The following is a 24,716-nucleotide window of genomic DNA, read 5'->3' on the forward strand; positions in this document are numbered from 1 at the left end:
GCCCGGCGATGATGCCGGGCCCGGTGCGAAGCGGTTGGCCGACTACTCTGCTGCCTGGAGGTGATCTGCCGTGTCGTCGGCGACGGTCGAGGTCTCGTCGGAAGACGGATCGGCATGCTCGGCAAGGAATGCCGGCAGTTCGGCCGCATCTTCGTCTGCCGCCGTCTCGTCCGTCGGATCCTCGCTGACGGTTTCGCCGGCATCAGCGGCTGGTTCGTCACTGTCGAGACGAAGCGGCTCGGGCAGCCAGTTCGACCCTTCGAGAAGGCGGGCGGCCTCACGGGCCATCAGATCCTTCTTCATATGGTCGATAAGCTGTGCGGAATCCTCGCCACGGGCCTCGCGCACCGCCTGGACGATCCGGGCCTTGGTGACACGGCCGAGATAGTTGTCGACAGTCGGTTCCCAGCCGGCCGCGACCATGTCGAAGCCAAGCGTCGACGCGAGCGCATCGGCATGGGCAAGTGCACCAGGGCGCTTGTTCCAGGGCTCGACGACGGCGTTGAGCGAGAGCGAGGCGCAGTGCGCGAAGAGCGCCTTGCGGCTGGCTTCGTCCAGGCTGAGCAAGAACTCCCAGAGACCGGTCGCATCGTCGGGAAGGTCCCGGTCCCACGCCTCATGCCGTTCGCCGATTTCCTTCGCCCAGGACGTCTCGGCAAGGCCCTGAACCTGACCAAAGCTGTTGCTCGTCAGGCTGATCTCGAGGCAGCTGTCCTTGGCAAATCGATAAAAGACCTGCAGCACGAGAGCATGGAGGACGGTGACGAAGGCGGTGTCGACGTCACTGGCAAGAGCGTTGCGCAACGCCAGCGTCTTCTGGGCGGTGAGATCGAAGACAAGCCGTTCCGGCAGAGGCTTGATGCCTTCTTCCTCGGGCTCCTCGGATGCATCGGCTGAACCGTTGACCGATCGACCGTTGACGACGACGGCTTTGTCGCCGTCATCCTCGGACTGTGGCGCATCGCGATCGTCGTCTTCCGCGCCGTCGTCGTCAGCTTCCGCCCGCGGCTCATCCTCGGGACGGACGAAGCCTGCATCGACCTGCAACTGGCCGTTGGCGCCTAGCGTGACGAATACGCCGGCGATCGCCTTCTGATCCGGATCGTAGGCCTGCGGACGATCGCTGAACGCGTCGAGTTCGGCGCCGAGTTGATCGAGCTTGTCCTCGATCTCCTGGTCAGCGTCCTCCATCTCGGCATATTTGGCGTCGAGCGCATCATACTCGGCCTTGGCCGCGTCATAGCGGGCGATTTCCTCCGCACTCATCTCTGCCGGTTCGGCATAGATGCGCCGCATGCCGGAGGTGTGCCCATACGGGAAGCTGATCGCGGCCTCGACCCACTTCCAGCCGTCGGCGCGGATGGTCTCGGCATCGGTCTTCAACCTGTCGAAGACGAGCTGCTCGAGAAGAGCCGCATCCTGGAACCAGCCGCCGGAATCCTGCTCGAACAGGTCACGCAGGATGACGCCGCCGGCTGCCTCATAGGCCTCCGCACCGACATAGATTGCGCGGCGATCGTCGGCACGAACGGTGGTCTCCGTCAGCAGTCGCCGGATGTAGTACGGTTCCTGCATATGGGGGTTGCCGGAGATGCGTTCCCATACCTGCTCCTGACGCGCATGGTCGTTCGAGATCGAAAACGCCATGATCTGCTCAAGGCGGATTTCGTCCTTTTCATAGAGTTCGAGCAGCTTCGGCGAAACCGAGGCGAGCCTAAGCCGCTGCTTGACGGTCGAAGCCGAGACGAAGAAGCGGGCGGCGATCTCCTCGACGTCGAGGGCCTGCTCCTTCAGGGCCTTGAATGCGCGAAACTGGTCGAGCGGATGCAGGTTCTCGCGATGCACGTTTTCTGCGAGCGAGTCCTCTTCGGCCGACGTCGTTCCGCTGCGATTGACTATGCAGGGAATTGGTTCGTTCTTCGCCAAACGCTTCTGCTTGACCAGAATGCCGAGCGCGAGATAGCGGCGGCCGCCGGCGGGCACTTCGTAGGTGCCGGTCTCCTCGCCGTCTCCGTCCAGGACGGGACGGACGTTCAGGCTCTGCAGGAGCTTGCGCCGACCGATGTCATCGGCGAGCTGCTCGATGGTGATGCCGTCCTTTATCCTGCGGACATTCTCCTGCGACAAGACAAGCTTGTCGAAGGCGATGTTCTCCGAGGGGTTCATTGCGATCTTCTGAATGGCGCTTTTTGCCATGGTCAGGGTCTCCATGACGGGCGGCCCGGGGTCTCTCCCCGAACCTCCAAACCCGTCGGAAACCCTCCCCTCCGCCCTCTGCCTCTCGCGGCCGCCGCGCCGGCGCAGCCCGCTCGCCTCAATCTGGTTCGGTGACATCGACGCGGCCTGCCTTGCGCAGCGCCTCGAGCATGCGGGCATGGTCCATGAGGATGTGGATGAGTGCCTGGCGATCGACAGTCACGGTCTTGCTGGTGCTGCGTGTGCGATCGTGGAGTGCATGCAGATCCTCAAACTCGGCAAGAGTGGTGTAGAGCTGAAGGAGAGGCCGGCCGGTCATGATGCCGTCCTCCGCTCCGCCTGGGCGGACGTGGTTTCGACGCCGGGGATGTTCCAGACCTCGGCGCCGGCGGCGGCATACCGGATGGCGACCGCGTGCAACGGCGCATAGGAGAGGCCATGCCAGGGGGCTGGGTCGGGTTTGCGGCCGACGGCGACCAGTGGTCCCTGCAGGGTCAGTTGCACCACGACGTCGAACGCCACACACCGGCTGTCGATGACCGGTAGTCCGGTGGCGATACATTGGGTCTTGATTGCCTCGCAGCCATAGCCCGAGAGCATCGCCCCCTCGCGATAGTGGAGCGTGAAGCCGCCACGGCCGATCGAGAGGTGGCCTCCCTGCGTTGCGAGAGCGGCGGCGATGTCAGCGGAATAGTCTATGGTGGATATGAGTTGCTGCATGACCTGATCTCCGTGGCGGCCGATGGAAGAAATCCGCCTGCGAAACCGTCACGGGGATAGCCACCCCCTCGGTCGAGGGGATGGCTGGAAACGCGACGAAGCTCGCCACCAAGGCGAAGCGGCCGCTAAAGAGGCGTGTAGATGGGTCGGGCGGCGTTAACCCGGTATTTTTGGCGGAGCGCTTTGATGGCCCCATCCTGACGCTCAATCTTGCGCCGCAGCCGGTCGAGATCAGCCGCAGCATTGCTGACTAGCCTATCCAAAATCCGGAGGTAGGCATCCTCGTCTAGGCTGGTCCAGTTGGACATGCGGCGGTTGTATCGACGTGCCTTCGGCCGAGAGCCGATGGTTTCATCCTCGGCACGCTCCCGCAGAGATCGTTCGAGCTCGAAAAGATTGTGGCGCGTCTCCCGGAGGCGGGCTTCCATCCGGGTCAGCGCCGTGCATGCCTCAGGATGATTCATCATGGCGGGCTCCCCGCCGTTTGATCATGGCGCGCCTCCCTGCTTGTCGGTGTCAGAGCGTCGACCCGCCGGATGACGACGGGTCGGGTATCGGCCTCTTGAGCAAGCCGGCGGATCAGCTCCAGCTCGGCATCCGAACAGTCGCCGCGCACTTCGAGATCGATCCAATGACCGGCCCTGCCGACATGCGAATCCCGCAGCCGATGGCCGGATGAGGTATAGAAACTCTCATGCGGGTCGTTGAGCCGCACGCGGGTGCGCAGGAAAAGGATGCCCGATCCGAGATTGCCGCAGAACAGGAACTCGTCGGCCGGCGTGGCCTTCGGGCCGCCGCCCATTTTTCGACGGCCGATCTGGCGGAACGCTTCATCGAACTTTTCGGGGTTCGGCGTTGTGCGCGCCGTCAGCTTGCCGTCAAAGACCCAGGGCGGCCGATTTGGATCGACACGGCCGACGGCGATCTGGTGCAGCAGGTCGAGCAGATAGGCGGGATCGGCAGGATATGGGCAACCCTGCCATAGTTTCCGGACCGTGTTGCGAAGCTCGTCAGACAGCGCGAACAGCCGGGCACGGGCTTCGCGCCAGCGTGCGGCGCGCAGGGCGCGCTGCTCGCGTTCGCGTTCGTCCCACCAGACATGGCGGCGAGCCATTTCTTCGTCGACCCCATGCTGGTCCGCAGCGATCATTTCCGAAAAGAGTGGCAGCGCCTCCCGTTCGAGGCGTTGCTTGCGTTTGAACGCCGCGCGCTTACGCGACGTGTCGCGATAGGGCTCCGGTTTGGGCCACGGACGGAAGCGCATCAGGTCCCCTCCCCGTGCTGTGCCCGCGCGGCATTGGAAAGAATGCGGATAGCCGCGGTGATGCTTCCGGTCTCATGCGCGGCTTCGGCATAGGCCGAGATCGGGAATTCGCCAGTGAAGAAGACGTCGCGCTCGATATGCATGCCGAAGGGCAGCTCGAGCGCGGCAAGCTCTTGCAGGCTGAACGATCCAAGCTCCGGAAAACCAATGTCCGCGAGACCGAAACAAGTGTCCTGGTCTGCATCCAGCTCTGTGGCAAGCCATGTGCCGATGCCGACGGGATTGAAGAATTTTACGACCGGAACATGGTCGCGGCCGCTCTGACGACCATTGGCAAGGAGCTGCTCGCGCTGATCGGACGTCGGCAGGGGCATTGGGCTCTCGGCGGTATCGTGCATGGGTCGCACTCCATGACGGGCAGCCACAGGTGCGCTGTGACCTCCTGACCCGTCACGACGAAAGGCGCCGTCCTCCTGGCCGGGAGGACGGCGCCGCGAGTGGCGATGATCTGCCTGGTGGAGGATCAGTGGACGAGGTCGAGGAGCTTCTTGGCCTTGCCTTCCATTTCGAGCCGCACATCCTGGTGCTGCTTGTCGCGGGCAATACGGGTGATGCCCTGCACGAAATCGAAGACCGATGACGGTGGATGGCCTTCGTCGGTGAGCACGGCCTCGATTATTTTCGTGGTTTCGCCCTTGGAGAAGCCACGCTTGCGCAGGAATGTCGTGCGATCGTCGTCGTCACGAGCGACGACACGCTCGCGCGCCGCCTTGATGCCGTTGATGAAGGGCATTGGGGAGGACTCGGCAAACTGGATCAGCGCCGGCTCCGCTTCGAGCGCAAAACGCGAGGCGGCATATTTGGAGTGCCGGATGGTGATTTCCTGGAAATCCTCGACGCCCCATAGATTTCGGTTTTGGCACACGGCACGCAGGTAAAAGCTTGCAATTCCTAGTGTTTTCGAGCCGACCTCGCTGTTCCAGGCATAAAATCCGCGGAAGTAGAGATCCGGTTCACCGTTCGGCAGCCGCCCGGCTTCGATCGGGTTGAGATCGTCGACCAGGAACACGAAGATATCGCGGTCCGAGGCATAAAGCGTGGTCGTATCCTTCGAGATATCGACGTTGGGATTGTAGATGCTGGTCGACCAGTCGAGTACGCCGGGTACTTTCCAGCGCGTGTCGCCGGTGCCGTTGCCGGCAATCTTCTGGACCGCGTCGATCAGTTCGGAGTCGAATATCCTGCCGTAGTCCGGTCCGGTAACCGCGCGAAGCTCGAGGCGGCCGTTCTCGATCTCCAGCGTCTTGACCTGCTCGGCGCGGTGCGTCGAAAGCCCATATTGCAGATTGACGCCTGCGAGGGCGGCCGGCAGCTGGCGGAGATACGTCGCCGGCGCGCCGACCAGGCTGGCGAGCTGACCGAAACTCCAGTGCGTCGGCGTGACGGGTGCGTGAGCATCCGGCAGCATCAGCGTCAGGCGCTCGGGATTGTCGCGAGACGCTTCGACGCGGATCGCCTCGCTTTCCACTATACGGGTCTTGCTGCGTTCAGACCGCCGCTTCACCGAATTGTTCAGGTCGGTGAGCGACAAGTAGCGCTCATCGTCCGGCCGGTTGAACCATTCCGATGACACGCGGCCGATGCGCTGGCCGCGGCTGACGTCGACCTTGTAGCCGTTGGGCCCGATGCGCGCCGGCGCCAGAATCTCCATATGGGTCATGATCGTTCTCCGCGACGGGCGCCGGGAGCCTCTCTCCTGGCCTCGACCCGCCATCGCATCCCGGCCTCCCCTCTCCCTCTGCCCCGCCGGCGGGCGCGCGAAGCGCGCCACCGAAGCGCCAGTGCACGTCAGGGTGGTTGCATCGCCGCCAGAACCATGAATCAATGCCCAACAGGGGATGCGGCGGCGTCCGGAGCGATGGAGGCGATGCGACGATTCAAACTTGCTGATCGGATCATCGAGGAGACACAACCCGAGTTCCACGAGGCGTTAGCCGACGCTTACCGTAAGCGAATGCGCCCGCTCTGCCTCTGCAAGGATGGCGGACTGGCTATGTACGTCGCACACGTCGGCGACCAGTACATCGTCAAGCGCATGCCGATGTCGGGCGGCGGACATGATCCGGGCTGTCCATCCTATGAGGCCCCGGACGAATTGTCCGGCCTTGGCGTGCTGATGGGCAGTGCAATCCAGGTCGATCCAGAGAGCGGGATCGCTGCGCTGAAGGTCGCCTTCAGCCTGACGAAGATTGGCCGACGAGCGGCGCCGCACACGGGAGCCAATGGCAGCGACACGGTCGCTGGTGATGCGAAGAAACTCTCCTTACGAAGCGTGCTCCACTATCTCTGGCATCAGGCCGAGCTGACAGCCTGGACATCGCGATGGGCCGGCAAGCGTCACTGGTGGAACATTCGCTGGCAACTGCTCGCGGCGGCGGGTCAGATGACGGTGAAGGGCGGAACGCTGACCGAGATGCTATTCGTGCCGGAGGCGTTTCGCGCGGCGGACAAGGCGGCGATCGAACAGCGTCGGGCCGCGGCGCTGGTTCCGGCACTGCCGCCAAAGAGCGGGCCAAGAAAGTTGATGATCCTGGTTGGGGAGGTTAAAGATTTCGCCCCGACGCGCAGCGGTCACCGTCTGGTCGTCAAGCACCTACCCGACTTTCCGCTGCTGCTTGACGAAGGTCTATACCGACGTCTGCAGGGGCGCTTTGAGACCGAGCTGTCATTGTGGGAAGCTGACGAGGCTTCTCACCTGATGGCGATCGCGACGTTCGGCTTGACGCCGGCCGGCCTTGCGGTAGTCGAGGACATGGCCCTCATGGTCGTGGCAGAAAACTGGGTGCCGTACGACTCCGCCTACGAAAAGAAGCTGGTTGACGCGCTGGCCAGGCTGCGCGATCGGAGCGTCAAGGGATTGCGGTACAATCTCCCAGTGGAACAGCCGACCGCGGCTGCCATGTTGCAGTCGAGATCGCAGCCCGTCGCTCTGTATGTCGTTCCGCCATCAGTGGACGGCGGGTATGAGGCGGCGCTCGAGGAACTGATCGCATCCCGGCCGGAAATCGGCGCATGGATCTGGCGCACGGCCGACGGCGAGATGCCTCCCCTGCCCGTCCGGTGAGCACATAAGCCGCTCGTCTCCACCGTCGAGACGGGTGTCGGCTTGACGCCTGGTTCAAACCTTTTGCGGCGCAATAAAGAATTGTGCGTTGCAATATGTGTGATGTCGGGCATGATCCCGCTATCGGCCATCTACTCCTCCCAGATGCGATGCCGATGCTGGATTCGCTGCACCTCCTCCCGCGCCGTGTTCTTAGATCGAGCCCGCTGCCACCTCCTCCCGGCAGCGGGCTTTTTCATAGATGCGCTGTTTGACCTTAGGCGAGGCGGATGGTTCGGACCTCCATCCCCTTCTTACCCTGCCCCGACTGAAACCACACCGTCTGCCCCTCTTCCAGAACGGTGAGACCTGAGCGGGTCAAAGCCGTGGCGTGAACAAAGATGTCGGCTTCACCGTTCTCGGGTGCGATGAATCCGAAGCCTTTCTCGGGGCTGTACCACTTCACCATGCCCCTACCTTCCGAAGGTGCGGGATCCTTGGGAGCGCCCGTCTCGTGGCGTTCAACTGGAGCGGTTTCTGGGCTAGGCAGGCCAATGTCGAGCACCTTGGCGACCTGACGGCCACGGGCGCCTTCTTTCACGACGACCTTCAAATGAGCCCCCGTTGAAAGATCATGACCGCCGGCTGCCTCCAGCACACGAATGTGCAAATAGGCTTCGGTGCCCTCCGACAGCTTGATGAAGCCAAATCCCTTGTCGGCTCTGAACCAGAGCACTTCGGCGTCGACGGGATCGGAGGTTTCGCGCGGCGGCACCTGAAAGTAGCTCGGCTCCGCACCCTCGTCCGGAAATCTGCTGTGATCGTTGCCGTGACGCTTTCCGCGCCGCTCACGATGATCTCGATATTTGCCCATGGTCGCCTGGAGAGCACGCTGAACCTCCCGTGAGATCTATCTCGGTTGCGGAATGCGCTTGAGTCAAATGACGATTTTCTCACCAATCCATCGGCACGCGCACAGACGATGGCAAAACCTTGAACGACAACGCGCGTGAACTCATATTTTCGGCTTGCGAGTTCACGCGCCTAACGAGAACGGCCGGGAGGGATGAAGTGAACGACAAGCTTTTCGACAGCCCTGTTTTCGTGAAGGGTGGGAGTTTCACGATTGTCGAAATCGCCTCGCTTCGTGACGCCATCGATTTCCTCGAGGATTGGCCCGTCGAACTCCAAAACGTCCCCTACGAAACGATCCTGCGGGCCTGCTACTCGGCGCTGGACGGCAGCCATTCGCTGAGTTCTGCGCGCGACAATTTCGCCAAATGGGCAAAGGGCGCAAACATCCTGGAAGATCTTCCGTCCGTTCCGGCCTGGATGACAGGACCGAAGTCTGGTCCAGGCGGCGTTCTGGCTTGAGGCAACCTTGCCACGAGGGTATCGCCGCACTCATCTACCCGGCCCTCCTCTCCGGAGCGGCGGAATTCGCCTTGAACGCAGCCATGAGCATCGGCCCGACCGAAAACTGCCCTGCCCTCGCTTTCTCGGTCAACGCCCGCAGATAACCGCCGGCCGAATTGATGTGTTGAGCTCGCTGCAGGATGCAGGCGATGACGATCGCCGCGATTTCCGGCCCCATGACGTGGCAGGCATCCTCGTAGGCCGACGGTGAAACGCCGAGATAGCCCCTCACCTGGGCGGCGGTCGCCATCAGATCGCGCCAGTTTCCAATCCCAGCGGCGGCATACTCCATAATGTCAGGGCAAGCTTTCAGCACAAGTCCAAGGTGATACGTTTTTGGCGTCTCCTGCGGTTCTCGTCTAGGCTCGGCCGACCCCCTGGCTTTGTCTAAAGCGGGTTCAAATTCAAAATGGGAGTCGGGATTTGAATCAGATTGCTGCCGCTCATTTTGAGACTCATTGGCGCTCGGATTCGTGACATTCATGAAGTTATTCAATGCGATATCGACTTCGTCACGGATGGCGTCAAGTTCGGATGCGAGCGGTTCGAGCTCGCCCACGGTCGCTCGTCGGGGGAGTCGGTCTACGATAGACCTGAACCGCCTCCAGAGGGACTGCCAGGCGCCTGGGGCGCCCTCTTCGATCGCAGCTTCAATGAGCTTGGCGATGTCGCGTCGCTGCAGGGTGATGCGCTCGCGCATGAGTTTCAGCGCACGATTGTCCGCACGCACGCGCTCGGCCGCGGCCTGGAACTCCTCGGCGCGTGCGAGCAAAGGTGCCAGGGAGAACCCGAAGGCATCTTCCAACTCCCCTCCCCTGCCCTTGTGGGCATACCGCTTGCCGTTCGGACTGTCCCTGCGCAGGATGATGCCGCAGTCGAGCAATGCCCCCAGATGCCGACGAAGCGTGGCGTTTGCCATGCCGTGCGAGCGTAGCGACAGCTGCTTGTTTGACGGAAAGACGATCAGCCCGCCTTCTTCGGACAGCACATCATCCGGATGGAACGACAATAAGCCGGCCAGCACGGCCAGTGCCCTGTCCCCAACGCCGACAACGCTCTTTCCTTCGCAGAGATCGCGGTAGGCCTGCCATTTGTCGACGGCCTTGCCTTCTGGAATCTCTTTGGCTTCCATCTGCGCTGCCATAAGGGCAAGCGACATCGGTCGGCTCCCAAAGGGAGTCGTTGCAATTTCCCTCTCCATTTCCTTCACCTTCGATCAGGCAAAAGAAATCTGCTCGCCAAATCGACGCCGAGACTCTTGACAGTGATTCGCGGAAATGTGATTCTCTGATTGTCTAGATCTGAGAAGGGCTTCCGCAGCGGTGACGTTCGGGGGCCTTTTTCTTTTGCGGTTTTCAAACTCCTGTTGATGTTTTTTCCGACTTCCGGAACGCCTCGTAGAGGTCATCCAGTTGCTGTGCGATGTATGTTGCGAAGCTCGGGCCGTCTTTGGCTTCGTAGGTCACAACCGCCTTCTTCGCGGTCGCCTTCACCGTGACGCTAACTAACTTGTCCTTAGGGGCCCAGTACGCGGGATCACGGGTTGGCTTTGAACCCCGCGAGCCTGGGTCCCTCAGTACCTCGAGGATGGCTTCAAACCGCTCTGGGCTCGTCAGCTTATTGAAGTTTGCTGTTGCGACAGCTTGCTTCCAAGCTACGTCACCGGCTGTTGCAAGCTGCGCTGCGAGGGCGTCCCACCGGGGCCGCCCGACACCAGGAGCTGAACCGATAGCCTCGATCAGTTCTACTGGCAGTTTTCGTGCGAGTGCAATCATTTCTGATAGCACGCCTTTCGAGCTGGTCCCGAAAGTGGACATAATGACGGCGCGCGACATCCCTAGCTCTTCGAGGCGAAACGCAAATAGAGCCTTCTCGATAAAGCTAAGATCCTTTCGTTCTAGGTTCTCATTGCCCTGTGCAATTACCAGTTCATCGTCCGTCAACTCTCGTACGAAAGCCTTGACCTTCCCGCCAAGATGACGAAGAGCGGCGACCCGACGATGCCCAAATGCAAGTTGATAGCGGCCGCTTTTCTCGGGGTGAGGGCGGACTAGAACAGGCAGGATCTGCCCATTTTCGCGAATGCTTTGGACGAGGGCGTCGAAGTCTTCACCTGAGAAATCGTCAAGACGATCCTTCACGAAAGATGAATCGATGTCTTTTGGATCGATTTCGACGATTGTTTCGCCGCGGGCCATCGCTTTGCGCAATTCATTGGCTTCCTGCGTGAAGCCAGATATCGCTTCGTTCATGCTCTGGAGGGCTCCAGAGGAAACTTGTGGTCGAGGCCTAGGTGGCGAGTTCTCAGATGAGAACTCAGAGGTGATTGGCGTCAGGTACTCCCTGAGGGCATCGCGTCTCTTTATCATTTGCGTCCCCACGTCTGTGACACCAACGCTTCGATTTCACTGTTGAGAGCATCCAGTGCCTCGATGGCGCGGTCGTAGGTTTGGCGATGGAAGTTCTCGCGGCCCACTTCATAGAGCGTCTGCTTCGTGATCCCCGCATCTGAAATGGCTGCAGATTTGACCATCGCGTTGGTCAAAACTCGATCTCCGAACAGGCCCTTGAGCAATCCTGCAATTTGCGACTGCGAACCGTCGTTAGGCTCGTACCGTGTCAGGACATAGCGAAAGAAGTCATAGCCTGCATTGCCCCCTGCCCTTTCGACCACGTCGAACAATCCCGCCGTCATGTGCAGGAACTGCGACATGGATGCCACATCCAACATCTGCGGATGGATAGTCACCAGTACCGAGGTGGCCGCGCAGAGGGCTGACAGTGTCAGATAGCCTAGGGACGGCGGGCAATCGAGAACTACAACGTCGTATTCGCCCTGGACCGAGTTAAGTGAAGTAGCTACTCGCGTGAAGAACATTTTGTCCGCAGCGCGCGACTTCTCCGTCAAAGCGCGCGGGGTCTCGTGCTCAAATTCTTGAAGCTCGAGATTGCCTGGAACGATATCGAGACCGGTGAAGTAGGTCTTGCGTACAAGGTCCCGGAGCGGTCGCTGCTGCTCGTCGTAGCGGATCGCCCCATAAATTGTTTCGTTAGCCTCCAAATCGAATTCTGGCTGGATCCCGAATAGTGCAGACAACGATGCCTGGGGGTCGAGATCAACAGCCAAGACCCTATACCCTCGAAGCGCGAAAAACTGCGCTAGGTGTGCACTCGTCGTGGTCTTCCCAGATCCGCCCTTGAAGTTCGTTACTGCGAGCACCTGCAACTTATCACCATCCGCGCGCCTGTGGACATATCCCTTCTTGTTCTTCCCTAGATGATCGCGGATGTCGTGAATTTGCTTGAGCGAGTAGAGCCTACGGCCTGCTGCGTTCTTCTCGGCCTCAGGGATAACGCCGTCGAGGACGAGCGTTCGCAAATAGGCATCGCTGATGCCGATTAGTTTAGCAGCCTCGCCGGCCATGAACTTTCGCAGTTCTTTCTCGGCCGACGGCGGGAAGGCCCGTGCGCGCAGTTGCTGTAGCTGGGCACTTAGGATATCTGCGTCGCCCTCGATCAGTCGCGTGAGCGATTTCGGAGCAGAATCGCGGGGGGCTTCTACAGTGATGCTCTCAGGCATGAAAAACGCTCGATACGGTCTTTTCTGAATTTGAGCGTAAGATGCCGTGAGTCTCAGGGTGCGTCAATGAATTAAGGGTTAACGAGGAGTTAACGCTGATGGCGCGTATTGTGTCTAGCCGGGGTAGCGTAATCCAAGTTCTCAGCTGAGAACACCGATGCTGGAAATTCGATCGCAGTGGACGGTCGATTTTGAGTTCGCGCCAACCGGCTGGTACGCCGCATCGCCAGCGTGCACTTGCCCACTTTCACCCTGTCACAGAAGCCATCTTTGATTTGGCCGCAGGCACTGACTAATGATTCAGGCGGAGGATACGGACATTGGGTTGGGCCGCATCATAAGAACTACGGCGATCTCTATTGCAGTTCAGCGCAACTGTAGGCGCGCGGCTCAGTTGCTGATCGCTCTGCCATTACCGCATGGTCCTGGGGAGCGGATTCTCACGGGGTGCTGTCAGGGATTGAGGAACAATAGCGGATCGAGCCCGCTGGGCGGCCAAGCGTCGGTCGCAGTTTCAAAAGATGTACCGGTTGTCCGTCCAGTCGAGCAGGACCCGCGCGTCGCGGTCGAGCAGCCGCACGCGCCCCGCGCGAAGGCCGTCGGCGATTGCATGTCCGATATCCGGATCGACCCAGTGGCCGTGCGTCATAAGGAAGAACCAAGCGAAGGACAGGCCGGCCTCGGCGTCGACCGCCTCGATGCGCTCCATCAGGCGGTGGATGGAACCACTCTCTTCGCCGACCAACCTTTCAGCAGGCATTTTGAGCGGGCGCGGGATGAAGCTGAGCTTGCGCTGGCCCTGTTCCTGATAGTCCTTGATGTCGAAGGCCCAGTGCTCGAAAATCCGCTGCGCGGAAGCGCTGGACCGCTGCCAGTCCTGGAACATTCGGACCTCGCGCGGGACAAAATCGAACCATTCCGGATTGAGTTTCAGGAACGGTGTCTCCTTTACATAATCGCGCGCTACCTCCTGGGTGGCTCGGGCCTCCAGTTCCGGACGCCGGGCTTCGCGCTCCTCGCGTTCCAGGCGTTGCCGGCTGGCCAGAAAACTACGCATATGGATAAGTCCGCTGCGACGCTGCAGCCGGAAAACCGGCCCAGCGAGCACCGGCGCATCCGTCACCGGCTCGCGCTGGACCCAGGACAGCTCGAGAAGATCGTCGGCGCTCAAGGGGCGATAGCTGGGATCGACGACTGGCCCGGCCAACACCTCGATCTCGCGACCGAACGAGAGCTGGACGAAGTCGGCAACACCTGGTCCGGTCGAGGCGAAACCGAACGCCGCGGTGCCGCGCCATTCGGTAAAACAAAGACCACTGTCGCGATATCGGTTCCAAAAGGCGGCCAGATCACGGTCATGGGCCGCAAGTTCGCGTTCGACCCATGCACGATGATCGCCGAGCCGTGCGCCGCTAGCCGCCAAAACCGTTCGGGCATCGCGCCAGTAGAAGTCGTCAACCGCCGCCGTTGAGAACGCGAAGCCGGGGAATGCGTCCGAAAGGGCAGGGGCGAGATCTTGGTCGGCCGAGGCTGGGTCCAGACCGGCGAGGACGGCTTCCACCGTGACAGCGTCGGGGAGGCGGATCGGGGTATCGGACATGTTCGGTGGTTCTCGTCCGAGGAAAGGGCAATTCGGCATGGTACCGGTGGCGATCATCACGATTCTGGCGAACTTGCTGCGCGATATCAATCGCCATTGATCACAGGTACATTGCCGATAGGAATGTTATCTGTCTTCTCGACGGCGACGGCGGCCGGAACTTGTGTCACGAGCTCGAAAAGATTACGTTACAGCGACTATGAACAAGCATCTGGCTTCCGTCCTGACGACCGTGAACGCGCCCTACAGCATGCAGCTTGACGCCGCGATGCTGGCGCATTGCCTTGGCGATCTCGACTTGGCCAAACAGCACCCTGGCCATGTCAGCACCTTTCTCGGGGAGGTTTCTCCGTTGCTGCAGGTCGAGTTTGCTGCTGTCCATCATATCCCAGTCCCCGACCTGCAGGCATTTGCCGCTGCGTTCTCTGCGTGGTCCGGCGAGAGCTATCCGCTCGCTGCGTGATGGTCGGACAGGATGGTCGGCGCCCTTCCGAGTGGCGGCGGCTTTTTCGCATTGCCGTCGACCTGATTGGCCAGCTGCGAGAGAATACTGGCGGCCACGACTTCGAATGGTCGTTTGGCGGCGGTACGGCAATGATGATTCAGATCGGTCATCGCGAAAGCCATGACATCGATATCTTCCTGGATGATCCTCAACTGCTTGGGTTCATCGATCCGTCCCGAAGCCGCTTGCGGTTCGATGTGGCCCCATCGGACTATCAGGGCGACGGGCTCCGGTTCCAAAAGTTCGTATTCGAGAATATCGGCGAGATCGACTTCATCGTAGCCGGGCCGCTTACGCGTATGCCCTTCCAGAAACGAAACGTCGAGGGCAGGGCCGTCCAGCTCGAGACTATTCAAGAAATCATCGCCAAGAAGGTCTACTACAGGGGAGCGGAAGCCAAGCCGCGCGACATTTTCGATATCGCTGCTGCAGCACGTACCCAATTGGAGCTTCTGGTCGAAGCTCTGAGAGCGTTTCCCGAGCAGGTTTCCCGGACGAAGGAGCGGTTGGAGAAACTAAACCCGGAATTTGTCGACCGCGCCATAGCGCAGCTGATGATCATGCCCGACTATGAGGCGGCTACGGCCGATAGTCTGGACACAGCGCTGGCGGTGCTCGATGAGGTGTTGTCGCCCCCTAAGACCTAACCGTCGTACCCCGAGGATCGAGCGGGGGAGGGGAGGGGGCTTCTCAGAGCCCTGATGCCTTGGTGAGATTGACCCGGAACCGGTCGCGTCGGCGCTGGTACTTTCGCGTCATCTCGGCGCTCGCGTGTCCAAGCTGCTTCTGAACATACCTTTCGTCGACTTCGGCTGAGGAGGCGAGGCCAGACCGCAGCGAGTGCCCGGCGAACAGCTTTCCGCGCTGGCCCTCGGGCAGATCGCCGCGGATGCCGGCGGCGAGTGCGGTCCGCTTAACAAGGCGCGCGACCTCCTGGTCGTTGAGCCGATTGGCGCCGACCGCCTTGCCTTGCCCGGTCACCCGGCGAAACAGCGGACCATGGGCAACGCGGGCGAATTTCAGCCAGGTCTGGAGCGCCACAACAGGGCAGGTGCCGTCGGACGAGCCGCGCCCGACTTCGACTTCGCGCCAGCCGGTCTTGCCGCGCAGCGTCAGCAACATGCCTTTGTCGAGGATTTCGACCCAACCGGAAGAATCTTCAGTCTGGTCTCGGCCGACGTCGAGACCGACGACCTCGGAGCGGCGCAGGCCGCCGGCAAAGCCCAGCAGCAGCATGGCGCGGTCGCGCAGGCCGCGGAGCGTACCGCGGTCGAGCGTTTCCAGCATGGCGATCAAGTCCTCGGGCAAGACCGCCTCTTTCTGGCGGGGCGGGGCGGCGTGCTTATTGCGTATGCCGGCCATAACGGTGGCGATGTGGCGGTCCTTCCTGTCGAGCGGCTGGCCGCGCTGCGCATAGTTCCATGTCAAAGAGGAGAGCCGTCGCTCTATGGTCGACACGGCGTTGGGCTTTTTGTCCCCGGTCGCCTTTCCCGAGGCGCAGGCGGTGATGTAGAGGCCGACGATCTGTGGATCCGGCGGAAACATCTCGACGCCCTGCCGGCGACACCAACTGGAAAAGTGCTGCCAGTCCGATTGATAGGCGCGCCGCGTATTGGAGGAGCTCGCCGCCTCGACATAGCCGCGCGCCCGATCGGCGAGAGCGTCGAGATGCGCGGGCAGGCGCGAAGTCGCGACGGTCGGAAGGGGAGGGGAGGGCGCCTGGGTTTCCGCCGCCGGCTCGACCGGCGCGCGGCCCATCTCCAGGACGACGTCGATGATGTCGGGCATATCGTTGGCGACCGGCGCGTCGTTCTCGGCCGAAGCCGCCGGCGCGGTTCGGTCGACGCCTGAGGGCGTTTCCTGCGATCGAGCGGAGCCGTGCGGAGTACGATTTTCGAGGTTTTGATCGACGTTTTCGGCCATTTCCTATCTAAAGAGCAAAACGAACGATAAGGCAACATTATCGTTCATTGTCGCTCGACGACAGGTGCGGCGGTTTGTGGCTTTAACGCTTGTGCAAAGCGCCGCCATGATTCATGCTGTTTGCGATGATTCAGCGTCCGAAATCACTGTCGCGCCAGCAAGCGCCAACGCTCGGAGCCGCCGTGGCTACGCCGGCAATTGCGTTGCCTGGCTGGCTGCGCCGTGCCGTTCCGGACACGCAAAGCCTTGGCTCGCAAAGGCTGGAGGACATCGCTATCGCCGCCGGCGCCGCCCTCAGCGCGCTCGATGCGGTCGTCCGCCGGCAGGAGCGATGGGCCGGCGCCTGGCGGCAGCGGCTGGCGCTTAATGCCGCCGCGGTGACAGCAAGACAGGTCGGCCGCGTCGAGGACGAAGCAGCATTGCGCGACGCTGTTTTGCTTACGCGGCCGGGCGATGACGTCGGGCCGGCCGGCAGGATGCTGCTGGGGTGGCGCCGGCTCGCCGCGCCACACACGGAGGATCTGCTGACGAGACCAGCGCTTGGCGCGGCTCTGGCGGAATTTGGTCACGCACCCGACGACGAGGCGCTCGGCAACCTGACGAACGAGCTCCGCGGGCTCGCAGCAGGCGGGGTGGTCGACATGGTGGTTGGCGCCTTCATTGCGGCCGAGGGCCAACGTTTTGGGCGCGCCTTCGGCGCCTGGCTTGCCGACGCTCTTGTCGCACAGCGCCTGGGCTGGCTGCGCGCTGTGCCGCTGCTCGGTGTGGAGGTCAATGCGAGGGGGTCGGGTCGTTCACGTCGGGCAGATCTTCCCATTGCAACAACCGGAATAGAAGTAGGAGCTGAGCAGGCGAAGAGCCTGCTGGCCGCGCACGCGCGCGCCGCGCTCCGAGCCGTCGACCTGTCCGCCGAGCTCGGGCGCAAGGCAGATCGGCTGCTCACGGTGGCGCCAAGGCTGAGGGCCAAGGCGGCGGATATTGTCATCGAAAAGCTCTTGTCGGATGACGCGATCGTCGCCTCCGAAAAAATCGCCGGCATGAGCGACCGCGGCCTGCGCCGCCTGTTCGATCGGCTGGTCGAGCTCGGCGCCGTCCGCGAGCTTTCCGGCCGACCAACCTTCCGCATCTACGGGCTGTAAAGACGATGGCGGAGGCTGCGCGCAAACGACGGGGCAGGGCGGACGAAGATGCCCTGTTCGATCGCCAGCTGGATCACCTGCCGCCGGAAGCACGCTGGCGCGAGTGGATGAACCGCGTCGAGGCGACCATCTTCGCTGCGAGCGAACCGGTCGGGCGCGAAGCGCTGGCCAAGATCGTCGGCAAGAGCTGCAGCATCGACCTTCTCATCGATGACATCCGCGAAGAACTGCGTGGCCGGCCTTATGATCTGGTCAGCGTCGCCGGCGGCTGGAAGCACCTGACGCGGCCCGCCTATGCCGATGCCATTCGTGCGGCGGTCGGCGGCGGTGAGACAAAAACCAACCTGACGCAGTCGGACGTGCTGGTGCTGATGTGCATTGCGTATTTCCAGCCGATCACGCGTGGAGAACTGTCATCGTTCTTCGGCAAGGAAGTTTCGCGCGACCTGATCGGCCACCTGCGCGGCGCCAAGCTGATCGCTTCGGGCCCGCGCAGCCCGACGCCGGGCGCACCCTACACCTATGTGACGACCAAAGAGTTCCTGCTGGAGTTTGGGCTCGACACGTTGCGCGACTTGCCGGATTTTGAGGCGCTGGAGGATGCCGGCCTGCTGTCGAAAGAAAAGCTGCTGGCCGGCGACATTCCTCTAGGACTGGTCGGCAGCGAAGAGGCTATCGACGAGGAAGAACCAGAGGCCGATGTCGTCGAGGCCCTGCTGCCTTGAGCAGATCGTTGCGCGCTCAGCGACGGTCACGAACTCACGGCCATGACGATTGGTTCTGCGGCAGCCGGTGATCGGGATCATGGACCGCGACCTTGTCGCCGTCGACAAGATTGGCCGGGAAGACCACGAGATTTGTTCCGCCGGCGTGACGCAGTGAGGGGAACAGGATGCCCCGAATCCCTGCCGTAATGACCAGATCCGCCAGCTTCCATGACGGTGGAATTCTTTTGTCGATGCGAGCAATCTGGCGCCAGGCGCGGTCCCACTCCTTCCAGGCGTGATCCCAGATGTCAGGGTCGAATCCCTGCGAAAGGTCGGCCACTTCGGCGAGTGTGACCTTGTAAGCGGCAAGAGTGGCGGGCGGAACGATGCTGGCGCCTTGTCTGTACTCTTCGAGCGCCGTCTGGGCCGACAGGGAAAGATAAAGCGCTTCGATACCTGGCCGATTGAAACGACCACCGTCAACCGCAGCTCCCGCGCCGCTGGTGGGCAGGAAAGCCCATTTGGGTGTCAGATAGCGATGGAAAATCTCGTCCGGACCAACGAGGGTGGTCTTCACCCGCGCGCCCCGTTCTCGAGATCCCTAATGAAGGCCAGGACTGCTTCGACCTGACCGTCTGCGACGAGCTCGGCCGCAGTGCGATGCCCATAGTCGGTGATCGGCTCGTTGCGGTACCAATAGATCGCCTTGTCGACGTCGCCAGTTAGCTCCGTGGCAGCCGAGATCACTTTCACCATCTCGCGCATCCGACCTTGCAGCCGTTCGGATGCAGGGTTTCGTAGCGTGTTGCGATGAACACCGGTCAGTTGCGCAAGATTAGCGACCTTCACGCCCAAGGCCTGCGACAGGCGCTTGGGCGAAATGTAGGGCGTGCGCGGCTCCTGTAGGCTATCAACAAAGCCTGAAATGGCCGTGGAATGTGCGACCTGTGCTTGGGTCATGGCAAAACTCCAATACCTCAAGCGCCCAATATATGCACATTTTTCCGCATAGCAAGTGAACATGACGCCTATGCCCCCACCGCGTCCTCGATCACACGCTCACGCTGGCAGCGATGCGCCATCATTTCAGCCGTTCCGGTAATTATGGCGATGACTTAAACGCTGCCGACCCGCTCAAGCGCTGAACTGTCCATGACGGTTCGGGAAGCGGCTATCTCACTAGCTGTAAAGAACACGCAATATGACATCGCGCGAATAACATCGTCGACGAGGTGCAACAATCTCCACCACATCGACTCCGGGATGAGGCGTTGTCGACGCGGCGCGCCGATGCGATACTCTGGACAAGGGAGCGATTCAGGGGCGGACGTGACGAAGCCAGCAACGCGTATCGTCGAACTCGAGGAGGACGAACTCGAAGAATTTGTCGAGATATACGCCGAACGGAAATGTAAAGACTACGCCGAGGTCGATCGCATTGGTGCGGCCAATGATAAGGGCCGGGACGTTATAGGATTCCTCTCGCGCGACCGTCACGAAGGCGAGTGGGACCTTTACCAGTGCAAACGGAAGACACGTGGCTCGAAACTCCGTATCGGCGAGGCCATGACGGAGTTGGGCAAGGTCTTCCACCACCATGCGGCTGGCGCCTATGCGACGCTGCCGCGACGGTACGTCTTCGTTTCACCGCGAGGCATCGACGGCTCGTTGACCACGCTGCTTCAGAATCCCTCCCGAATAGGAAAGGTGCTGCTGGAGACTTGGGACAAGCATTGCCGCACGAAGATAACCGCCCGGAATCCTGTCGAACTCACGCCCGAAATCCGGGGGTCTGTCGAGGGCTACGACTTCTCGCGGGTCGAGTGCCTCACGGCGCCGAAACTGGTCAAGGATCCCGCCGCGCTTCCGGCGCTTGTCCAAGTGTTGGACTTGCCGCCCGGCGAAGCGCCCGAAGGCGAGACGCCCGACGAAGTCAGCGACGGGGAGCTGACGTACATAACGCAGCTTCGGGATGTTTATGCGGGATCGGCCGGATCGAATTTCGCGACGCTGGACGACGTCTTCGCCGACTCCAGATTCGGGGAGCACCTTAGGGTCCAGCGGCAGCGCTACTATCAGGCATGCGCGTTCCGCGACTTCCACCGCGACAACACGGCAGCCAGATCGGTCGAGATATTCAAGAACGACATCTACCATTTACTGATCGATGTCTATAACGAGGCGCACCCGTCGCCCTTGGCCAGGATCGACGCGGTGATGAAACATACGGGGGCGGCACCTGCGGGAATCTTGGGCACCATGGCCCGACCTCCCGTGAAGCAAGGCACGTGCCATCACCTTGTTTCGGACGGCAGGATCAGGTGGAGCCCATGAGCGAAAGCATATCGGACCTGTATCATACGCCGCTCGAGGCGGGGATCCGTGCCGTTGTTGTTCTCGAGCATCTGCGGCCGATCACTGCCGACCTGAGCGAGGTCGTCCTTTACGACCACGTCGTCGTCCACGCCTCCGACGTCGGCGGGCCGATGTCACTTCACGCCGCGGTCAGCGGCCGCAAGGGGGAGCTACTCGTTCGACGCGGGATCGTGGAGGCAGGACTCGACCTTATGCGCAGATGTCACCTGTTGGAGAAGGTCGCCGACGATGAGGGATTTGCATGGCGAGCTTCCGAGGAGGCCGCTTCGTATGTCGAACTACTCGAATCCCCTTATTCCGAGGATCTGAAGGCCTGCGCCGGCTGGCTGGCGGGACAGGTGCGGGAGCTGTCAAAGGCCGGGTTCAAGTCCATGGTCGTCGGTCACATCGGGGAATGGACCGAAAGTTTTGGGCATGGCACCTCCCCGGGCGCCTGACATGTCACCGCCTCGGTTCATCCTGCGGCGCCTCGCCTTCACCGCTCCGGATAGACAGACCGTAGACCTCGAATTTGCCGCAGGACTGACGGTAGTTTGGGGCGGCTCCCAGGCTGGCAAATCCTTTTCCGTCAAGGCACTGGATTACATGTTCGGAGGCGGGTCCGCCCTGCCGGCTCTGACTGAGGCAGTCGGATACGACAGGTGCTGGCTGGAAATGGATTTGCCGAAGAGCGGGCGGATCACTCTCGCGCGTTCGATGTCGAAAGGCGGTTACGACCTTTTCGCGGGCGGGTTCGAGCAGGCACTCGGTCGGAAAAGCGACCGCACTCTGGCCGAAAATCACACCACCAAGAAGGAGAGCCTCTCGACGTTCCTGCTTGGAGAACTCGGCGTCGGTGACACGGAAGTCGCCAGGACTCAAACCGGAGAAAAGTCGACGTTCACGATCCGGCATTTCGCCAGCTACCTGTTCACGGAAGAGACCCCGATGATCGCGGAGGAAAGCCCGATTGTCGTCGACCGCCAGGCCAGCGACACGTTCAACAAGAACGTCTTGAAGTTCATTCTCACAGGCGTCGACGACAAGTCGATGGTGAAGGTTCCCGATACCAAGCAGCAGAGACAGACGAACGCTGGCCGCATCGAGATCGTCGAGGAAATGCTGAACACGGCGGTTGTAGAACTCGCCGCCATGTATCCCGACGTCGAGGATTTGACGACCTTGAAGCTCGACGAACAGGCCGAGCGTCTGGATACCACCTTGGAAGCCTTCAGGTCGAACTTGGCCGCGGGCCATTCTGCTCTTGACGCGCTATCCATGGAGCGCCGACGGTTGGTGTCAGAGCGCGATGAACTGACGGAAAGGGCGGACGAGGCGGTCCTGACCGTCGAACGGTTCGAACTGCTTGCAACGAGCTTCGCCAGCGATATCCGCAGGCTGATAATGCTGGAGGAGGGGGCCGCGGCACTCATGGCCGGAGCGAAGCGCCCATGCGTCCTATGTGGAGCTGATCCCGAACATCAGCATTTGGAGCATGGGTTCGAGGCGGTAGAAACCTCCCAGAAGGCGGTTTCCGCAGAATTGCGCAAAGTCCGTGCCGAAAGCGCCGGCCTGACGAAGGCAATCACGTCGCTACAGGCCGAAGCGGTCGGGTTGCAGAGGCGGATCGCTTCTCTCTCCGGTGAAATCGAAACGAAGGACGAGGAGATTGGGGCCGCACGAGAAGCCGCCGTCAACGCGCGCGAACAGTACGAGGCGATCGATGCGGCGCGAAAGAAGCTCCATGACGCTATGTCCGTCGAGAGACGTATCAGAGGACTTCGGGTCCGCCAGGCGGAGCTGGCGAAGTTTAAGCCGAAAGGAGTTGCCAAAGGGAGCGTCGCGGTCGGTGTGGGTACTGTCGTTGGGGATGAACTCGCGGCGGCGGTCGAAGGCATCTTTAGGAGGTGGCAATATCCGGGGAATCCTCGCATCACCTTCCACGAACCGACGCATGACATTCTGCTGAACGGGAAGCAGCGGAACGCCAACGGTAAGGGTGTAAGAGCACTGCTGAACGCGGCTTTCAAGATCGCGGTCATGGATGTTTGCCGGAAACGCGAGTTGCCGCATCCCGGTATTGTTGTCCTCGATAGCCCGCTTCTCAGCTATCGCGACCCACTGAAGTCGAAGCACAAGGAACTCAGCGCGGACGAAGCTACTGTGGCCGCCGCAGGTCTAAATGTGCACTTCTACAATTATCTGATCGCACGCTCCGACGCCCAGTTCGTAATCATCGAAAACCAGGACCCGCCGTTCCCGCTTCCGGACGGTGTGCTTGAGCATGTCTTCGCAGGCGAGCACGGCAACGCTGGCAGGCGCGGACTGTTCTGATCCGGTTAGACGCACGTATCGCTCTTCTGCCAGCGTGTCCCCGTAATTGCGGAGACAAGCAATCGGCAAAGCTGAATTGCTGCTTCTGCCTCGTGGGCCTCTGGAGCGGATGGTCAGCTCACGGCCCGAGGCTGTGTGAAAACTCAGCCTGGACCTTCCGTATGAGAATGTGGTTCCTGACGGAGCCTAGACTTAGAACATCGATCTAATCCGGAGCTGCCAGAAACAGATTTTGAGAACAGAATTTTACGATCTTAGGCGTGAGAAGCGTTTTCACACAGCCTCGGCCCCATAGCCGGCTCGATTGCCCGCGGCGTGGCCAAAGCCATGATCTTCGCCGCCGCCAATCTGGTCTGCGTGCGTTGGTCGCAGTGTAAGTGCTATCGCGACACCAAGCCTACGGGCGTGAGCGAAGAGGTTGCTGTCAAGAATGATATGGCCTTGCTCGCTGCGGTGCTCAATGAGCAGAAGGGCGCAGGTGCGCTCAATCTCAACAACATGGTCGGCGCCGTAGCACGGACGCGCTTGCGGTCTATCAGTACTTTCTGTTGGAGGCCGGTGTATTCGAGTCGAAGATCGACAACGATCAGATCGCTGTTGGAGCCGCCGAGTTTTCGGTGAGTGTCAACAACTTCGACAAGGCGGCTGTCGCAGCCCAAGGAAGAAGTGCAAAGACCTCTAGACGCGGCTTCCAATCGGGCAGCCGGGCAGGCTGTCCCCGCCTGCCCGATCGGACGTCGGACGCTGGTGGCGGGCAAGCAAATCTAGAATACCACGCGACTTATTTTATCTGACCTTGATTGTTGCGCCTTTCCCATGAAGTATTGGCCGCCCGGTTGATCGTTGAGGGAGGCGGCTTTGCTACATCGTATCGGAGTGGCGTTTTCCATCGTCTTGTCCGCTACGGGTGCTGCCGATGCCTGGGGTACATCGGGGCACTCCATCGTCGCTGAAATCGCCCAGAGACGGCTGGATGCGGAAGCCTCGAAAGGCGTGACGGAATTGCTGGGGCCCGGAGCGTCGCTCGCGTCGATCGCCAGCTGGGCAGATGATGAGCGCGTTCGGGACAAACCACCACCCGATGGCACTTTGTCAGCATTCCCGGCACTGCCGTGGCGTACGAGGCTTCCCGAGATTGTGTCCTTGATCCGGCCTTTGGCGATTGTCTCATCGCCGCGATTGAGCGGCAGCTCGCGGCCGTTGCGTGCCCGACGCAACTACTTGAGTCGCGCCAGCGTGCTCTCAAATTTCTCGTGCATCTCGTTGGCGACCTGCATCAGCCTCTCCACACCATCGATGACCAGGGAGGAGGCAATGGGATCGTCGTGACGCTCGTTACCCAGGAAGCCGTCAACGGTAATCTGCCCTACAATTCCAACCTGCACTCCGCTTGGGACGCAGGCCTCATCGACAAGACCACCTGGTCTTGGGGGAGCTATGTGGAGCGGCTTGAATCGGGTTGGCTGAAGACCGCGGACGTATCGGCGGTCACCGCCGGCACGACAATCAACTGGGCCAACGAAAGCCATCTGCTTTCAGTTGTAGCACTCAAAGCCGTTCCGTCGAATATCGTGCTCGACGACGCTTACAGGCGATCGAATCTGCCTGTGCTGGACGAGCAGCTTGGCCGCGGCGGACTCCGGCTGGCCAGCTTGCTCAACAAAGCTTTCGAAGCGGACCAGTGCACGGCCGATCAGCCCAAGTAGCGCGAGGCGCGGGCAAGTTCGCGTCGCGGTCGGTCAACAGCCTAGCATTACAGTTGCGCTTTCTGCTGGCTTCTGAATCCATGGGTTTCCATGATTCGGAGGTCATGGATGACAGGTGCATCGATCGAGGCGACGCTTGAGCTTTGGGCGTCTTCGCTGCGGGATGTG

General features: G+C 61.2%; 24 protein-coding genes and 2 pseudogenes. 11 read left to right on the forward strand and 15 right to left on the reverse strand.

Going from position 1 to position 24,716, the window contains the following annotated elements; translation table 11 throughout:
* Positions 1 to 42: 42 nt before the first annotated feature.
* The 7 genes from ACH196_RS32480 to ACH196_RS32510 form a co-directional block, all read right to left on the reverse strand.
* Positions 43 to 2,196, reverse strand: coding sequence for a ParB/RepB/Spo0J family partition protein (locus tag ACH196_RS32480; protein ID WP_396650983.1), 2,154 nt, complete (start codon positions 2,194 to 2,196; stop codon positions 43 to 45).
* Positions 2,197 to 2,314: 118 nt separating this feature from the next.
* Positions 2,315 to 2,515, reverse strand: coding sequence for a hypothetical protein (locus ACH196_RS32485; protein ID WP_396650984.1), 201 nt, complete (start codon positions 2,513 to 2,515; stop codon positions 2,315 to 2,317).
* Positions 2,512 to 2,916 carry a hypothetical protein gene (locus ACH196_RS32490; protein WP_396650985.1) on the reverse strand — a complete coding sequence of 135 codons (405 nt, stop codon included), beginning with the start codon at positions 2,914 to 2,916 and terminating at the stop codon, positions 2,512 to 2,514. The genes ACH196_RS32485 and ACH196_RS32490 overlap by 4 nt, the downstream gene beginning before the upstream one ends.
* Before the next feature lie 125 nt (positions 2,917 to 3,041).
* Positions 3,042 to 3,383: a hypothetical protein gene (locus ACH196_RS32495; protein ID WP_396650986.1), complete on the reverse strand. Its 342-nt coding sequence runs from the start codon at positions 3,381 to 3,383 to the stop codon at positions 3,042 to 3,044.
* On the reverse strand, positions 3,380 to 4,180 hold the full coding sequence (locus ACH196_RS32500; protein WP_396650987.1) for a hypothetical protein: 801 nt from the start codon (positions 4,178 to 4,180) through the stop codon (positions 3,380 to 3,382). Before ACH196_RS32500 ends, ACH196_RS32495 begins: the two co-directional genes overlap by 4 nt.
* Positions 4,180 to 4,554 carry a DUF2958 domain-containing protein gene (locus ACH196_RS32505; RefSeq protein ID WP_396651005.1) on the reverse strand — a complete coding sequence of 125 codons (375 nt, stop codon included), beginning with the start codon at positions 4,552 to 4,554 and terminating at the stop codon, positions 4,180 to 4,182. The genes ACH196_RS32500 and ACH196_RS32505 overlap by 1 nt, the downstream gene beginning before the upstream one ends.
* Before the next feature lie 149 nt (positions 4,555 to 4,703).
* Positions 4,704 to 5,900, reverse strand: a complete 1,197-nt coding sequence (locus ACH196_RS32510) for a DUF932 domain-containing protein (protein WP_396650988.1) — start codon at positions 5,898 to 5,900, stop codon at positions 4,704 to 4,706.
* Between the two features lie 207 nt (positions 5,901 to 6,107).
* On the opposite strand from ACH196_RS32510, the gene ACH196_RS32515 reads away from it, so the two are divergent.
* On the forward strand, positions 6,108 to 7,304 hold the full coding sequence (locus ACH196_RS32515) for a DUF1173 domain-containing protein (RefSeq protein ID WP_396650989.1): 1,197 nt from the start codon (positions 6,108 to 6,110) through the stop codon (positions 7,302 to 7,304).
* 256 nt (positions 7,305 to 7,560) lie between these two features.
* Here ACH196_RS32515 and ACH196_RS32520 read toward each other — a convergent pair whose 3' ends face one another.
* Positions 7,561 to 8,157, reverse strand: coding sequence for a cold-shock protein (locus ACH196_RS32520; protein WP_396650990.1), 597 nt, complete (start codon positions 8,155 to 8,157; stop codon positions 7,561 to 7,563).
* 119 nt (positions 8,158 to 8,276) lie between these two features.
* Between ACH196_RS32520 and ACH196_RS32525 the strand changes: the two genes are divergently transcribed.
* Positions 8,277 to 8,657: a DUF982 domain-containing protein gene (locus tag ACH196_RS32525; protein WP_396650991.1), complete on the forward strand. Its 381-nt coding sequence runs from the start codon at positions 8,277 to 8,279 to the stop codon at positions 8,655 to 8,657.
* Positions 8,658 to 8,691: 34 nt separating this feature from the next.
* Here the strand turns inward: ACH196_RS32525 and repC are convergent, their stop codons facing one another.
* The 4 genes from repC to ACH196_RS32545 form a co-directional block, all read right to left on the reverse strand.
* Positions 8,692 to 9,900, reverse strand: a complete 1,209-nt coding sequence (repC, locus tag ACH196_RS32530; protein WP_396650992.1) for a plasmid replication protein RepC — start codon at positions 9,898 to 9,900, stop codon at positions 8,692 to 8,694.
* A gap of 154 nt (positions 9,901 to 10,054) precedes the next feature.
* Positions 10,055 to 11,068, reverse strand: coding sequence for a plasmid partitioning protein RepB (gene repB, locus ACH196_RS32535; protein ID WP_396650993.1), 1,014 nt, complete (start codon positions 11,066 to 11,068; stop codon positions 10,055 to 10,057).
* Entirely contained in the window at positions 11,065 to 12,279 is a 1,215-nt protein-coding gene (gene repA, locus ACH196_RS32540; RefSeq protein ID WP_396650994.1) for a plasmid partitioning protein RepA, read from the reverse strand. Before repA ends, repB begins: the two co-directional genes overlap by 4 nt.
* Positions 12,280 to 12,793: 514 nt before the next feature.
* The gene (locus ACH196_RS32545; protein ID WP_396651006.1) at positions 12,794 to 13,879 is read right to left on the reverse strand and encodes a hypothetical protein; all 1,086 of its coding nucleotides are present in this window, start codon (positions 13,877 to 13,879) and stop codon (positions 12,794 to 12,796) included.
* A 199-nt stretch (positions 13,880 to 14,078) separates the two neighbouring features.
* Between ACH196_RS32545 and ACH196_RS32550 the strand changes: the two genes are divergently transcribed.
* Positions 14,079 to 14,342: a hypothetical protein gene (locus ACH196_RS32550; protein ID WP_396650995.1), complete on the forward strand. Its 264-nt coding sequence runs from the start codon at positions 14,079 to 14,081 to the stop codon at positions 14,340 to 14,342.
* On the forward strand, positions 14,342 to 15,031 hold the full coding sequence (locus tag ACH196_RS32555) for a nucleotidyl transferase AbiEii/AbiGii toxin family protein (protein WP_396651007.1): 690 nt from the start codon (positions 14,342 to 14,344) through the stop codon (positions 15,029 to 15,031). Before ACH196_RS32550 ends, ACH196_RS32555 begins: the two co-directional genes overlap by 1 nt.
* A 43-nt stretch (positions 15,032 to 15,074) precedes the next feature.
* Here ACH196_RS32555 and ACH196_RS32560 read toward each other — a convergent pair whose 3' ends face one another.
* The gene (locus tag ACH196_RS32560; protein ID WP_396650996.1) at positions 15,075 to 16,307 is read right to left on the reverse strand and encodes a site-specific integrase; all 1,233 of its coding nucleotides are present in this window, start codon (positions 16,305 to 16,307) and stop codon (positions 15,075 to 15,077) included.
* 125 nt (positions 16,308 to 16,432) lie between these two features.
* Here ACH196_RS32560 and ACH196_RS32565 point away from each other — a divergent pair, with 125 nt between their 5' ends.
* Positions 16,433 to 17,446, forward strand: coding sequence for a DUF1403 family protein (locus ACH196_RS32565; protein WP_396650997.1), 1,014 nt, complete (start codon positions 16,433 to 16,435; stop codon positions 17,444 to 17,446).
* Between the two features lie 5 nt (positions 17,447 to 17,451).
* Entirely contained in the window at positions 17,452 to 18,171 is a 720-nt protein-coding gene (locus tag ACH196_RS32570; protein WP_396650998.1) for an SMC-Scp complex subunit ScpB, read from the forward strand.
* Positions 18,172 to 18,205: 34 nt separating this feature from the next.
* On the opposite strand, the gene ACH196_RS32575 is transcribed toward ACH196_RS32570, so the two are convergent.
* Both ACH196_RS32575 and ACH196_RS32580 read right to left on the reverse strand, forming a co-directional pair.
* Positions 18,206 to 18,730 carry an RES family NAD+ phosphorylase gene (locus ACH196_RS32575; protein WP_396650999.1) on the reverse strand — a complete coding sequence of 175 codons (525 nt, stop codon included), beginning with the start codon at positions 18,728 to 18,730 and terminating at the stop codon, positions 18,206 to 18,208.
* Positions 18,727 to 19,113 carry a hypothetical protein gene (locus ACH196_RS32580; protein WP_396651000.1) on the reverse strand — a complete coding sequence of 129 codons (387 nt, stop codon included), beginning with the start codon at positions 19,111 to 19,113 and terminating at the stop codon, positions 18,727 to 18,729. Before ACH196_RS32580 ends, ACH196_RS32575 begins: the two co-directional genes overlap by 4 nt.
* A 369-nt stretch (positions 19,114 to 19,482) precedes the next feature.
* Here ACH196_RS32580 and ACH196_RS32585 point away from each other — a divergent pair, with 369 nt between their 5' ends.
* The 5 genes and pseudogenes from ACH196_RS32585 to ACH196_RS32605 all read left to right on the forward strand — a co-directional run.
* The gene (locus tag ACH196_RS32585) at positions 19,483 to 20,487 is read left to right on the forward strand and encodes an ABC-three component system protein (protein ID WP_396651001.1); all 1,005 of its coding nucleotides are present in this window, start codon (positions 19,483 to 19,485) and stop codon (positions 20,485 to 20,487) included.
* A complete protein-coding gene (locus ACH196_RS32590) occupies positions 20,484 to 20,966 on the forward strand; it encodes an ABC-three component system middle component 2 (protein WP_396651002.1) in 483 nt (160 codons plus the stop codon). The genes ACH196_RS32585 and ACH196_RS32590 overlap by 4 nt, the downstream gene beginning before the upstream one ends.
* 1 nt (position 20,967) lies before the next feature.
* Positions 20,968 to 22,842 (forward strand): hypothetical protein, encoded by a 1,875-nt coding sequence (locus tag ACH196_RS32595; RefSeq protein WP_396651003.1) that lies wholly within the window; start codon positions 20,968 to 20,970, stop codon positions 22,840 to 22,842.
* An 876-nt stretch (positions 22,843 to 23,718) separates the two neighbouring features.
* Positions 23,719 to 23,889 (forward strand): annotated as a pseudogene (locus tag ACH196_RS32600) (S1/P1 nuclease); the annotation flags it as partial.
* Between the two features lie 29 nt (positions 23,890 to 23,918).
* Positions 23,919 to 24,548: pseudogene (locus ACH196_RS32605) on the forward strand (S1/P1 nuclease); the annotation flags it as partial.
* Between the last annotated feature and the right edge of the window lie 168 nt (positions 24,549 to 24,716).

Origin of the sequence: Mesorhizobium sp. IMUNJ 23232 (assembly GCF_044326205.1) — a bacterium.
Lineage (GTDB): Bacteria > Pseudomonadota > Alphaproteobacteria > Rhizobiales > Rhizobiaceae > Kumtagia.

Bases quoted from the DNA above. Each gene is read 5' to 3' on its own strand.
- ACH196_RS32510 (WP_396650988.1), bottom strand. From the start codon at position 5,900: ATGACCCATATGGAGATTCTGGCGCCGGCGCGCATCGGGCCCAACGGC.
- repC (WP_396650992.1), bottom strand. From the start codon at position 9,900: ATGGAGAGGGAAATTGCAACGACTCCCTTTGGGAGCCGACCGATGTCG.
- ACH196_RS32500 (WP_396650987.1), bottom strand. From the start codon at position 4,180: ATGCGCTTCCGTCCGTGGCCCAAACCGGAGCCCTATCGCGACACGTCG.
- ACH196_RS32520 (WP_396650990.1), bottom strand. From the start codon at position 8,157: ATGGGCAAATATCGAGATCATCGTGAGCGGCGCGGAAAGCGTCACGGC.
- ACH196_RS32570 (WP_396650998.1), top strand. From the start codon at position 17,452: ATGGCGGAGGCTGCGCGCAAACGACGGGGCAGGGCGGACGAAGATGCC.
- ACH196_RS32560 (WP_396650996.1), bottom strand. From the start codon at position 16,307: ATGGCCGAAAACGTCGATCAAAACCTCGAAAATCGTACTCCGCACGGC.
- ACH196_RS32580 (WP_396651000.1), bottom strand. From the start codon at position 19,113: ATGACCCAAGCACAGGTCGCACATTCCACGGCCATTTCAGGCTTTGTT.
- ACH196_RS32595 (WP_396651003.1), top strand. From the start codon at position 20,968: ATGTCACCGCCTCGGTTCATCCTGCGGCGCCTCGCCTTCACCGCTCCG.
- ACH196_RS32550 (WP_396650995.1), top strand. From the start codon at position 14,079: ATGAACAAGCATCTGGCTTCCGTCCTGACGACCGTGAACGCGCCCTAC.
- ACH196_RS32480 (WP_396650983.1), bottom strand. From the start codon at position 2,196: ATGGCAAAAAGCGCCATTCAGAAGATCGCAATGAACCCCTCGGAGAAC.
- repB (WP_396650993.1), bottom strand. From the start codon at position 11,068: ATGATAAAGAGACGCGATGCCCTCAGGGAGTACCTGACGCCAATCACC.
- ACH196_RS32590 (WP_396651002.1), top strand. From the start codon at position 20,484: ATGAGCGAAAGCATATCGGACCTGTATCATACGCCGCTCGAGGCGGGG.
- ACH196_RS32485 (WP_396650984.1), bottom strand. From the start codon at position 2,515: ATGACCGGCCGGCCTCTCCTTCAGCTCTACACCACTCTTGCCGAGTTT.
- repA (WP_396650994.1), bottom strand. From the start codon at position 12,279: ATGCCTGAGAGCATCACTGTAGAAGCCCCCCGCGATTCTGCTCCGAAA.
- ACH196_RS32515 (WP_396650989.1), top strand. From the start codon at position 6,108: ATGCGACGATTCAAACTTGCTGATCGGATCATCGAGGAGACACAACCC.
- ACH196_RS32495 (WP_396650986.1), bottom strand. From the start codon at position 3,383: ATGATGAATCATCCTGAGGCATGCACGGCGCTGACCCGGATGGAAGCC.
- ACH196_RS32490 (WP_396650985.1), bottom strand. From the start codon at position 2,916: ATGCAGCAACTCATATCCACCATAGACTATTCCGCTGACATCGCCGCC.
- ACH196_RS32565 (WP_396650997.1), top strand. From the start codon at position 16,433: ATGATTCAGCGTCCGAAATCACTGTCGCGCCAGCAAGCGCCAACGCTC.
- ACH196_RS32545 (WP_396651006.1), bottom strand. From the start codon at position 13,879: ATGTCCGATACCCCGATCCGCCTCCCCGACGCTGTCACGGTGGAAGCC.
- ACH196_RS32505 (WP_396651005.1), bottom strand. From the start codon at position 4,554: ATGCCCCTGCCGACGTCCGATCAGCGCGAGCAGCTCCTTGCCAATGGT.
- ACH196_RS32555 (WP_396651007.1), top strand. From the start codon at position 14,342: ATGGTCGGACAGGATGGTCGGCGCCCTTCCGAGTGGCGGCGGCTTTTT.